General features: G+C 72.6%; 8 protein-coding genes. 7 read left to right on the top strand and 1 reads right to left on the bottom strand.

Annotated elements, in window-relative coordinates:
* Positions 1–29: 29 nt before the first annotated feature.
* On the bottom strand, positions 30–491 hold the full coding sequence (locus tag LGQ04_RS05190; RefSeq protein ID WP_229242638.1) for a VOC family protein: 462 nt from the start codon (positions 489–491) through the stop codon (positions 30–32).
* Positions 492–589: 98 nt separating this feature from the next.
* Here LGQ04_RS05190 and LGQ04_RS05185 point away from each other — a divergent pair, with 98 nt between their 5' ends.
* From LGQ04_RS05185 to LGQ04_RS05155, 7 genes are all read left to right on the top strand, one after another.
* Positions 590–1,072, top strand: coding sequence for a hypothetical protein (locus tag LGQ04_RS05185; protein ID WP_229242637.1), 483 nt, complete (start codon positions 590–592; stop codon positions 1,070–1,072).
* Positions 1,073–1,328: 256 nt separating this feature from the next.
* On the top strand, positions 1,329–5,975 hold the full coding sequence (hrpA, locus tag LGQ04_RS05180; RefSeq protein WP_229242636.1) for an ATP-dependent RNA helicase HrpA: 4,647 nt from the start codon (positions 1,329–1,331) through the stop codon (positions 5,973–5,975).
* Positions 5,976–6,242: 267 nt separating this feature from the next.
* Positions 6,243–6,983, top strand: a complete 741-nt coding sequence (locus tag LGQ04_RS05175) for an ATP-binding cassette domain-containing protein (RefSeq protein WP_229242635.1) — start codon at positions 6,243–6,245, stop codon at positions 6,981–6,983.
* 16 nt (positions 6,984–6,999) lie between these two features.
* Positions 7,000–8,295, top strand: a complete 1,296-nt coding sequence (locus LGQ04_RS05170) for a hypothetical protein (RefSeq protein ID WP_229242634.1) — start codon at positions 7,000–7,002, stop codon at positions 8,293–8,295.
* A 66-nt stretch (positions 8,296–8,361) separates the two neighbouring features.
* Complete coding sequence (locus LGQ04_RS05165; RefSeq protein WP_229242633.1) at positions 8,362–8,937, top strand: hypothetical protein; 576 nt, start codon at positions 8,362–8,364, stop codon at positions 8,935–8,937.
* Positions 8,934–9,626 carry an ABC transporter ATP-binding protein gene (locus tag LGQ04_RS05160; protein WP_229242632.1) on the top strand — a complete coding sequence of 231 codons (693 nt, stop codon included), beginning with the start codon at positions 8,934–8,936 and terminating at the stop codon, positions 9,624–9,626. Before LGQ04_RS05165 ends, LGQ04_RS05160 begins: the two co-directional genes overlap by 4 nt.
* Positions 9,623–11,926, top strand: a complete 2,304-nt coding sequence (locus LGQ04_RS05155; protein WP_229242631.1) for an ABC transporter permease family protein — start codon at positions 9,623–9,625, stop codon at positions 11,924–11,926. The genes LGQ04_RS05160 and LGQ04_RS05155 overlap by 4 nt, the downstream gene beginning before the upstream one ends.
* Positions 11,927–11,945: the final 19 nt, after the last annotated feature.

The raw sequence follows: 11,945 nt of genomic DNA, 5'->3' as shown, positions 1-11,945 counted from the left end.
CGACCAGGGCGGGCGGGTCACGCCGTCTCTCAGTCGAGGCAGAACTCGTTGCCCTCCGGGTCGGCCATGACGATCCACCCGATGCTCGTCGGCGGGTCCGGCTCGAACCGCCGCAGCCGCGTAGCACCCAGCGCGACCAGCTCGTCGCACCGGGCCTCCAGCGCCGCCATGCGCTCGTCCCCGCGCAGGTCGGACGCCGTCCGCACGTCGAGGTGCACGCGGTTCTTCGCGACCTTCTCCTCCGGCACCTGCTGGAAGAAGATCCGCGGTCCCGTACCCTCCGGGTCCTCCAGCGCCGACGCGCTGTTGCGCTGGTCCTCCGGGACGCCGGACCGCTCCAGGAACTCGTCCCACGCGGCGAGCGGGTCCGCGCCGGCGGGCAGGTCCACGCCCGGCGGACCGGGGTGCACGTAGCCCAGCACCTCCTTCCAGAACGTCGACAGGGCGCGCGGGTCCCGCGCGTCGAACGTCACCTGGACCGTGCTGCTCATGGTTCCTCCCGGCTCGCCATGTCGGTCTGCGCCCTGCTCGGCAATGTGCCCCGAGCGTCCCACCGACCCCCGACACGCACCGTCAGTACAGTCGGCCCATGTCGTGCACCGTCGCTTCCCCGTCCCCACGTGCGCAGCCCTCGAGCGCGCTGGAACCGGCGGCCCGACGGCGCGCCACCACCACCGCGGTCGCCCTCGCCCTCTGCGTCGGTGCGGCGAGCGGGTGCGCGCCCCTCGGGTCCGGGACGGGGGACGTGACCGTCGACGAGGTCGCGACGTGGGGCGAGAGCGTCGGGGCGGGCGACGACGCCCTCCTCGACGCGCGACTGGCGGTCGAGGACGGCTGCGTCTACGTCACGGACGACTTCGGCACGCGCTGGCTGCCCGTGTTCAGCAGCGACCTCGTCGGCTGGGACGGCGAGACGCTGAGCGTCCCGGGCGGGTCGTACACCGACGGAGACGTCGTCGCGCTCGCCGGCGGAGCGCTCGTCGAGGACGCCCCCGACGACTGGAACCCGCCCGACGGGCTGCACGTCCCCGCCGCGTGCGTGACGACGAACGTCTGGAGCGCGACACGCTAGGACGACCGGTGTTCTCTCGTGGCGGAGCCCCGTCCGGCATAACCGGTTGCCACCGTTGAGAGAATGGGTCGTCGTGAGTGCAGAGCCCCAGCCGTCCCGGTCGACCGAGCGCCCTCCCCAGCGGGACGGCGCGGCCCCGGCGACCCCGGACGGCGCGGCCTCGTCGCCCTCGGACGGCGCGCGGGGGCCTCGCCGGCGCCGCGGGAACCGCCGCGGGCGCGGACGGGGCGACCGGGCGTCGTCGGGCACCCGGCAGGTGAGCCGCGCGCAGCTCGAGCGGGCGGCCGAGGCGCGCGCGACGGTGACGGTCCCGCCGATCACCTACCCCGAGCAGCTTCCCGTCAGTGCGCGGCGCGACGACATCGCCGCGGCGATCCGTGACCACCAGGTCGTGGTCGTCGCGGGCGAGACGGGCTCGGGCAAGACGACGCAGCTGCCGAAGATCCTGCTCGACCTCGGCCGTGGGCGTGCCGGCCAGATCGGGCACACGCAGCCCCGCCGCATCGCCGCGCGCACGGTCGCCGAGCGCATCGCCGAGGAGCTGGGGACCGAGCTGGGAGGCGTGGTCGGCTACCAGGTGCGGTTCACCGACACGTCCAGCGAGGACACGCTCGTCAAGGTCATGACCGACGGCATCCTGCTCGCCCAGATCCAGCGCGACCCGACGCTCCTCGCGTACGACACGATCGTCATCGACGAGGCGCACGAGCGGTCGCTCAACATCGACTTCCTGCTCGGGTACCTCGCGCGCCTCCTGCCGCAGCGGCCCGACCTCAAGCTCGTCATCACGTCCGCGACGATCGACTCCGACCGGTTCGCCGCGCACTTCTCCCCCGCGCACCTCGCCGAGCTCGGCGGCGCCCCGGACTACGTCGTCGAGGCCCTGCCCGACGCCGCGCCCGTCGTCGAGGTGTCGGGCCGCACCTACCCCGTCGAGATCCGCTACCGCCCGCTCTCGCCCGACCGGGAGCCGCGCGGCGATGCGAAGACCGTGGCGGGTCTGGCAGGCGACCGCGAGGGACGAGCGGGAGCGGGGAGGTCGAGCACGTCGCGCGACTCCCGGTCGGACGAGAAGGACGTGGTCACCGGAATCGTCGAGGCGTGCGACGAGCTGATGCGCGAGGGACCCGGCGACATCCTCGTGTTCCTGTCCGGCGAGCGCGAGATCCATGACGCCGCGGACGCCCTGGAGGGCCACCTCAAGGACCGCGTGCGCGACCCGAAGCACCCGCAGCGCGTGGAGATCCTGCCGTTGTACGCGCGGTTGTCGTCGGCGGAGCAGCACCGCGTGTTCCAGGCGCACTCCGCGCGGCGCATCGTCCTCGCGACGAACGTCGCCGAGACGTCGCTCACCGTCCCGGGCATCCACTACGTCGTCGACCCCGGCACGGCGCGCATCTCGCGCTACTCCAAGGCGACGAAGGTGCAGCGCCTGCCCATCGAGCCCGTCTCGCAGGCGAGCGCGAACCAGCGCTCGGGCCGCTCGGGCCGCGTCGCCGACGGCATCGCGATCCGCCTGTACTCCGAGGACGACTTCCTGTCCCGCCCGGAGTTCACCGAGCCGGAGATCCTGCGCACCTCTCTCGCGTCGGTGCTGCTGCAGATGATCTCCGTGGGCGTCGTCGACACCCCGGACGACGTCGCACGCTTCCCGTTCGTCGAGCCCCCGGACACGCGCGCGGTGCGCGACGGCGTCCAGCTCCTCACCGAGCTCGGCGCGCTGGAGACCGTGACAGCGGCCGACGGCGCGCAGCAGACCACCCGCCTCACCGAGGTCGGGCGCGTCCTCGCGCAGCTCCCCATGGACCCGCGACTCGCCCGCATGATCTTCGAGGGCTCGCGCCTCGGCGTCGCCCGCGAGGTCGCGATCATCGCCGCGGTGATGTCGATCCAGGACCCGCGCGAGCGCCCGGCCGAGGTCCGCGCCCAGGCCGACCAGGCGCACGCCCGCTTCACCGACCCGCACTCCGACTTCCTCACCTACCTCAACGTGTGGGAGTACGTCCGCGAGCAGCAGCACGACCTCTCGTCGTCGGCGTTCCGCCGCCTCTGCAAGGCCGAGTACCTCAACTTCCTGCGCATCCGCGAGTGGCAGGACGTCGTCGCCCAGCTCCGCGACATGTCCAAGCCTCTTGGCATCGACATGTCCTACCGTCCCCGCAAGCCGTTGAGTGCTGGGAATTCGTCGCCCGAGGCGTCGTCCGACGACAGATCCCCCGCACTCAGCGGGGACGCGGCGTACAAGCGCGCCTGGGACGGCGACACGATTCACCGGGCGCTGCTCGCCGGCCTGCTGTCGCAGATCGGGATGCAGGACACGGGCGACGTCAAGGCGTCGTCGGTGGCACACCTGAAGGGCGAGGCGCGGGCGAAGGCGCTGCGCCGGGCGCAGAAGCAGGCGCGCAACGAGTACACGGGCGCCCGGGGCGCACGGTTCGCGATCTTCCCGGGCTCGCCGCTGAGCAAGAAGCCGCCGGCGTGGATCATGGCGGGCGAGCTCGTGGAGACGTCGCGCCTGTGGGCGCGGGACGTCGCCCGCATCCAGCCCGAGTGGGCGGAGGACCTCGCGGGCGACCTCGCGCGCCGCACGTACTCCGAGCCGCACTGGTCCACGAAGCGCGGTGCGGCGATCGCGACGGAGAAGGTGCTGCTCTACGGCGTCCCGATCGTCGCGGACCGCAAGGTCCTGTACGCCAAGGTCGACCCCGAGGCGGCACGCGAGCTGTTCGTCCGCCACGCGCTCGTGCAGGGCGAGTGGACCACCCACCACCGGTTCTTCCACGACAACCGCGCGCTCCTGCAGGAGGCTGAAGAGCTCGAGGCGCGCTCCCGGCAGCGCGGCCTCGTGATCGACGACGACGCCCTGTTCGACTTCTACGACGAGCGCGTCCCCGACGACGTCGTCTCGGCCGCGCACTTCGACCGCTGGTGGAAGACGGCGCGCCGCGACCACCCCGACCTGCTCACCTTCACGCTCGAACAGCTCGTGCCCGACGCCGACCAGGTCGACACGTCCCAGTTCCCCGAGACGTGGCCCCAGGGCGAGCTCACCCTCCCCCTCACGTACCAGTTCCAGCCTGGCACCGAGGCCGACGGCGTCACCGTCCACGTCCCCGTGTCCGTCCTCAACCGTGTCACGCCCGACGGCTTCGACTGGATGGTCCCCGGCCTCCTCGACGAGCTCGCCACCGCCACCATCCGGTCCCTGCCCAAACCGGTCCGCGTCCAGCTCGTCCCCGCGCCCGACGTCGCGCGCGACGTCGTCACCTGGCTCCGCGCGCACACCCCGGCCTGGGAGGACATGGCCCGTGCCGGCGACATGGCCGAGCCGTTCCACGTCGCCTTCACGCGCGCCGTCCGCGCCCTGCGCGACGTGATCATCCCCGACGACGCGTGGGGCCCCGAGCAGGAGGCCCGCCTCCCCGCGCACCTGCGTATGACGTTCCGCGTCGTCGACCCTCGCCGTCAGGGCGAAGTGGTCCTCGACGAGTCCAAGGACCTCCTCGCCCTGCAGCGCCGCCTCGCGGCCCAGAACCAGGCGGCGGTCCGCGCTGCCGTCAAGGGCGCGGTCGGCGCCGCGCTGCGCGAAGCTTCGGCGAGTGCGGGGTCCGGGACGGTGGCGGGGTCCGGGGAAGGGGCGGCCGTCGGTGCTCGGACTCCATCCGCGCCGCTCGTCCCTCGCGGCGCTCCCGCCAGGCCCGCCACGTCCTTCGCATCCGACGGCCGCCCCTCCCCCTCGGCGTCCGGCTCACCGTCCAGCGGGAGCACCGGGCCCGACGGCGCGCGCTCGGCCGGTATGCCCGGCGCACCTGGGCGACGGGGCCGCGGAGCGGCGGGAGCGACGTCGGATGCGAAGGGCGTAGAAGCCGCGCGCGGGAGCGGGCAGCCGGACGCCCGAGGTGACGGCGCGGCCAGCCCGAGCACCGGCGGCGCTCCCGCCGCGGGCCCGACCACGACCACCCTGGTGAACGAACGCACCGACCTGACGACGTGGCCGACGGACCTGCCCGACGGGGCGATCCCGGAGACGGTGTCGACGGACCTCGGCGGCGGGGTGGTCGTGCGGGGGTACCCGGCGCTCGTCGAGGAGCAGGACGCGAAGGGCAGGCCGGTCGTCGCGCTGCGGGTGCTCGCCGACGCGAACGCACAGGCGTCGTCGCACGCGCGCGGAGTGCGGCGGTTGCTGCTGGGCGAGACGGCGCTCCAGGCGGGACGGATCACGAGCCGGTGGAGCGGGACGCAGGCGCTGACGCTCGCGGCGAGCCCGTACCGGAACACGGAGGCGCTGGTCGCGGACCTGCAGCTCGCCGCGGTGATCGCGCTGACGAGCGGCGGGAACGGGACCTACGGCGCGCAGCCCGACGCCGCGACGGTGCGGGACGCGGAGGCGTACGGGGTGGCGCGCGCGTTCGTGCGGGCGCACCTGGAGGACCAGGTGCACCGCGTCGTCGGGCACGTGGTGGCGGCGCTGACGGCGGCACGGAACCTGGACGCGGAGATCCGCGCGTCGAACAGTCTGGCACTGCTCAACACGCTCACGGACGTGCGAGACCAGGTCGCGGGCCTGATCTATGACGGGTTCGTGGCGGCGACACCACCGGCGCGGCTGCCGCACCTGACGCGGTACCTGCGCGCGGCGTCGTACCGGTTGGAGAAGGCGCAGTCGAACCCGAACCGCGACGCCGAGCTCGCGTGGCGCATGCACGACGTCGAGGAGGCGTACGAGCGCGCACGCGCCGCGTACGCGAGCGGTCCCGCCGACCCGGCGCGGGCCCGGGAGCTCGCGGACGTGCGGTGGCTGGTCGAGGAGCTGCGCGTGTCGTTGTTCGCGCAGCAGCTCGGCACGGACGGCCCGGTGAGCGAGAAGCGCATCCGGAAGGTCCTCGCGCCCGGCGGGTGGTAGCACCAAGACCTGATGCTCCCGGGACCAACCTCTTGACACGCACCTTTGCCGAGTGTTCAATCCGAACGCGGTCGAAGCCGACCGGCGCTCGATCAGGGGGAAGCCTTATGCACACGACGGGTCGTTCTGTCGCGCTCGTGCCGGACAGCACGAGCGGCACCGTCCACATGAACGTGTGGACGAGCCGCGCCCGATGCAGGACCTCACCGTCCTGCTCGATCTGACGCGTCAGCACATGATCGCGCGGCGAGCCGACCGCAGGCACTCATGAGGATTGGCGCCAAGAACGTTTCGAAGGCGTACGGAAAAACTCTAGCGCTTCGTTCCGCAACATTTGATCTTGATGACGGAATCACCGTACTCCTTGGCCGTAACGGCGCCGGCAAGTCCACGCTGTGCCGTGTGCTTGCCGGCGTCGAGGCCCCGGACGACGGATATGTCGAGCTCGACGGGACGCCCTTTCCGACGCATTCCCGAGCGGCGCGCGCATTCTACCGACGTTTCGGATGGCTGCCGCAGACTTTCGAACCACCGAAGGGCATGACCGTCCAGCAATTCCTGGAGTACGCCGGCTGGCTCAAGGACATGCCGAGCGCCACGATCGAGACTCGCATCGACCAGACGCTCGAAATGGTGCACCTGGAGAACAAGAAGAACGAGCGGGTCGGTACGTTGTCGGGCGGCATGGTTCGACGGCTGGGCATCGCTCAGGCAATCATCAACGAGCCCGGCCTCGTCCTTCTCGACGAACCGTCAGTCGGCCTCGACCCAGAGCAGCGCTCGGAGTTTCACGCCGTCCTCGCGTCGATCGCCGAGGAGCGACAGTTGCTCGTCTCAACCCACCTGCTGGAGGACGCGGCGGTGGTCGCCGATCGTTGCCTCGTCCTCGACGCGGGCACACTCCTCTTCGACGGAACCATGGACGCCCTCCTCGAGCTCGCCCCACCAGCGGATCGTGCTGAGAGGATCCGTTCCGCGTTCCTCGGCTTGGTTCCTCGTGCGTCGTAGACGATCCACCGCCCGTGTGTTCCTGACGATCGACCGACGCACGGCAGGACTCAGTCTCGTCGCGATCACGACGGCCCACCTGCTGGGATACCTTCCGCAGGCGGACGCGTGGGCAGGGTCGTGGGCCGCGACGTCGACCTCCTTCGACTACGCGTTCCTCGTGTCGCTCCCGGTGTCGACGGCCGCTGCTGCCTATGCCGCAGGCACCTTGCGCAACGACGTGGTGACCGCCTTGATCCTGACGTCCCCCAGGGGCGCTGCCACTCCCCGGCTACGCCACCTGCTCGAGTTCACGGCCGTTCAGAGCCTGGCGATGCTCCTGGCTGCACTACCCGCTGCGGTCATCACGTGCCGGTCCGCGTCCTACGGGCACGTCGCACTGCAGAACGCGACGAGCGTGGTCGCACTGGGCATGCTCGCAGGAGCCATGGGCCAGTGCATGACCAGGCTGCTCAGGCCCGCGATCGCGGCCCCCGTCGCAGCCGTCCTGGTGTACGGCGTGATCGGCGGCCTGCTCTTCCGCGGGTCGACGACGCTCTCACTGCTCACACCGGTCGACCTCCAGTGGGAGGTCTTCGTGCGTCCCGCACCGTGGATACCTCTGGTTCAGGGAACGTTCCTCGCGCTCGCGGCGATCTCGATCACGTTGTCCCTCGCCCGTGCGCGCCGTACGGCCGTGTGGACGGCCTCGCTCGCCGCCTCGTTCACCGCGGCCGCGCTGCTGTACGTCGGCTCGTCGACCGTCTCGATCGACGAGGCCGCGACTGCACTCGTGTGCTCGCGGTCGGAGAACGGAACGACGATCTGTCTGCCCCGTGCGAAGTCGTACATGGCAGAGGACGCCGCCGAGGAGGTCGAGCGGCTCGCAGCAGTTGTCCCAGGAACGCTCGATGGCGTCACTCTCGTGGACGACGAGGCACGCGGCCTCGACCCGCTCGTGGACACCGAGCTGGAGGCGTACGCATCTGACGGAGACGTGCTCTTCTTCTCCGAGTTCTCCGACACGTCTGCCCGGACCGTCCTTGATGCCGACGCCTTCCAGCTGGGACTGGTCCGTGAGCTCTTCGGGCCATTCAACGAGGGCCCTGCCTCGACGTCGGGTGTTCAGGAGGCCACCGACAACGACGTCGTCGGCTGGTACGTGACCAGTGCGACAGGCCTCGCGGGGAAGTTGCCGCACGTTCTCGGCGCACCAGCTCTGGGACCGGAGAACCTCGAGTACACGCAGGAGGCCGCGGAGCTCGAGCGTTGGCTTCTCCACGCTGGTGACGACGACCGTTCGGCGTACCTCTCCCGGTTCGCCGAGGAGTAGCCGCACATGCCGACACCCTCAGCAGCGACGATGCGCCTCGTTCGGCTGCACTGTGCCGCTCGGGGGATGACCCTCGGCTGGGCAGCGGCCGTCAGCCTGTCGTGGGTCGTGGTGGCGGTGTCGTCCGGCGTCCTCCTGCCGTACCTGCTGCCCGCTGTGCGAGACGGTGCGTCACTGCCGTCACTGGCGCTGGTCGCTCTCGTCGTCCCGCTGAGCATCTGGCTGCCGACGTTGGACGAGCCGCCCTCGTTCCTGATCGCCACCGCAGGTCGGCGACTCTCTTCGTTGCGCTCGTGTGTCCTGACGTCGAGCGTGTTCGTCGGCACGGCCGGAGCGGTCGTCGTAGGACTGACGACCCTGCTCGACATCAGATCGCTGACATCCCTCGTCGCGCTCCTGTGGGGGGCAGGGTTCGTGGGGACGGTCGTCCTGGGCGGCAGGACCGCGTGGGTTCTCCCCCTCGGAATCGTGCTGGTGTTCTCCGTGCCCCGCCTCGTCCCGTGGGACGTGAACGTCATCTACAACCCGTCGCTCCTGACTCACCTCGGGTTCCTCGCCGGCGCGGTGCTCGTCGCCGGGTCGCTCGCCTACGTGCGTCACGGCTCGAAGCGGGGCGGCGGATCCGCGAACGGCTCGTGGTGACGGACGAACGCCCGACGATCGAGGCCGAGGGTGTCTCGTTCGCGTTCCCGAACGAGCGTCCGGTCCTCGACGGGGTGAGCCTTGCCGTGGGTCGGGAGGTCGTCGCTCTGACCGGGCCGAGCGGGACGGGCAAGACGACGCTGCTGCACTGCCTGGCAGGCATCCTCGTCCCGTCCACGGGAACGATCACCGTCGCGGGCCGGTCTCTCTCCGGCCTGTCGGTCGACGAGCGCAGCACGGTGCGCCGGGAGCACGTGGGGATGGTGTTCCAGTTCTCGGAGCTGATCGCCGAGCTGACGCTCCTGGAGAACGTGTCGCTCCCGCGCGAGCTGCTCGGGTCGTCACGTCGGGAGGCGACGGCCTCGGCGAGGAGCCTTCTCGACGAGCTGGGCATCGCCTCGCTCGCCGGGAGGTACCCGGCGCAGGTGTCCGGTGGTCAGGCTCAGCGTGCGGCGGTGGCACGGGCCCTCGTCCACGACCCGGCGGTCGTCCTCGCCGACGAGCCGACGGGTGCGCTCGACGCGGAGAACGGCGACGTGGTCCTCGGCCTGCTGCTCGACGCCGCCCGGTCACGGGGGGCCGCCGTCGTCCTGGTCACCCACGACTCCGCGGTCGCGTCGAGAGCGGACCGCGTGGTCGACCTGGCGGGCGTCGGGCGCGTGCCCGCGTTCCCGTACCTGGCACCGTGACGCGGCTCGGGGTGCTGCTGCTCGGAGTCCGCCTGCTCCGTGCAGGCGGACCCCGCCGCTGGTGGTCGCGGCTGCTGGTGGTGGCAGGCGTCGCGATGGCGGTCGTGGGGACGCTCGTGTGCGTCGCCGCGGCGACGGTCGTGCACGCGCAGTCCGAGCGCACGTGGGACCGCTCGTTCACGTCCGCCACCGACGGGGCGTCCGCTCAGGCGCGGGTGACGGTGTCCCGGATCGCCTACGAGGACCGCATGCTCCTGCGGGTCGACGTCGACCCGCTCGACGGTGCCCTGCCGCTCCCGCCGGGGGTCGACCGGTGGCCGGGGCCCGGCGAGGTCGTGCTCTCGCCGGCCGCCCGTGCCCTGACCGACGTCGACGCGTTCCGGGCCCTCGTCCCGGGGACGGCGGTCGGCACGGTCGCCGACGCCGGCCTGCGCGGACCCGACGAGCTGGTCGCCTACCGCGGCGTCCTGCAGTCGGAGCAGCCCCGAGGTGGGGAGGCGGTCGTCGCCCCCGGCGCACCGGGGGCGGGCGCCCACGACCGTGACACCCCGGACGTGCCGTCCGGGCAGGTCGCTGCTCTCGTCGCCCTCCTCGCCGTCCTCGTCGGCATGCCCGTCGCCGCGTTCCTCGGGGTGGCGACACGTCTCTCCGCCTCGACCCGGGCGCGGCGGCTCGCGGTGCTGCAGTTCCTCGGGGCGCCCGACGCGACGGTCCGGGCGGTGAACACCGTCGAGGTCGTGACGCTGTCCGTCGTGGGGTGGGTGTGCGGCCTCGCCGTCTTCCCGTGGGTGAACTCCCTGGTCGCGGGGTCCGGGTTCCTCGGCACGACCTGGTTCACCGAGGACACCGCGCTGACGCCCGCGACAGCGGTCGTCCCGGGCGGCGTCCTGGTGCTGCTGGCCGTGCTCGCAGGCCGTCGCGTCGACGCGACCACGACCACCCGGGCGGGGCTGCGGTCCGCCGACCCCGCTCGCGCTGTCTCCGCGTGGCGCCTGGCCCCGCTCCTCCTCGGGCTGACGTCCCTGACGGCGCAGGTCGTGGTCGGCGCACAGCGCCCGGCGGGCGCGGCCCCGGTCCGGCTCGACCTCGTGATGTCGGCCGCGGTGCTGGTGACCGCGATCGGTCTCGCCGTCGCGACACCGTGGGTGGTCCGCCGGACGGGACTTCTCCTCGCGGCCCGCGGTCGGTCCGTCGCCGCACGGCTCGGTGGTTCCCGGGCGGCGTTCGACCCGAGGGACGGCGCGCGTCTCGTCGTCGCGCTCACGCTGCTCGTCATGGCAGCGGGCGTGACGATCGGGCAGACGCGGGACGCGCGTGCCGTGAGCGTGCCGGTGACGGCGGTGGTGCCCGTGTCGGTGGACGCCTCGGAGCTCCCTCCGGGCGGCACGCAGGCTCTCGCCGAGCGTCTGGCCGGCCCGGTCGTCGGTCTCGCGGCGAGCGACCCCTCGTCGCCGAGGTTCGTGCTGGCGGCCGTGGCGACGTGCGACCAGGCCGACGCCTGGCTCGCCGCGCTCGGGGGCGCTCGGCTGTCGGGGTGCGAGTACGGCTCTGTGCTCACGTCGGGACTGCACCACGACGCGCGCTCGGTGGGGCCGGGCGACGTGCCCGCCCTCGCTCCCGTCGCCGGTGACCTCCCCCTGCGGGGCGAGCTGCCGGAGGGCGCCGCACGGCTGCTCGCCGAGGACGGCGTCGACCTGCTCGTCACGCTCGACCCGGCGCTCGTCCTCGACGCGGTGCCGCGGGGCCCGCAGGTCGACGCCTCGGGTGCGACCGTCTTCTCGACGAACGCCCTGCTCGTCGCCGCCGTCCCCCGGGGCGACCTCTCCACGGCGCTGGCGGCCGTCTACGACGTCGCCCCCTACAGCCAGCCCACGGCCGTGGGCCTCGACCCGGACAGCGGCCGCACGATCGCCATGACGAACGGGTTCATCCGCCTGGGCCTGCTCCTCGGTGCGCTCATGACCGCGCTGGCGCTCGCCGTCGCGCTGGCCGACCGTGTCACGACACGGCGACGTGCGGACACAGGACTGCTCGCCGCCGGCGCGGAGGTGCGGCTGCTGCGCGCCGCGCACCGGTGGGAGGCGGTGACGACCCTCGGGTCGGGCGCGCTGCTGGCGTTCGTCTGCGGCACTCTCGGCGGGCTCGCGTGGCAGTACGCCGGGGGCCTCGTGCGCGAGCCGGACTGGCCGGCGGTCCTCGCCCTCGGCGGGCTCACGGCCGCCGCGGTCCTCGGGGTGGCGTTGGCCGCGGGTGCGGCAGCCCCTCGGTCGATCGACCCGGAGGCGTTGCGCTCCACGTGAGGTTCGCCGCGCCGTCGGG

This window comes from Cellulosimicrobium marinum, from assembly GCF_020551945.1.
In the GTDB taxonomy this organism is placed as follows: domain Bacteria; phylum Actinomycetota; class Actinomycetes; order Actinomycetales; family Cellulomonadaceae; genus Cellulosimicrobium; species Cellulosimicrobium marinum.
The sequence above is the reverse complement of the archived record's forward strand: the minus strand, read 5'-3'. Positions and strand labels throughout refer to the sequence as shown.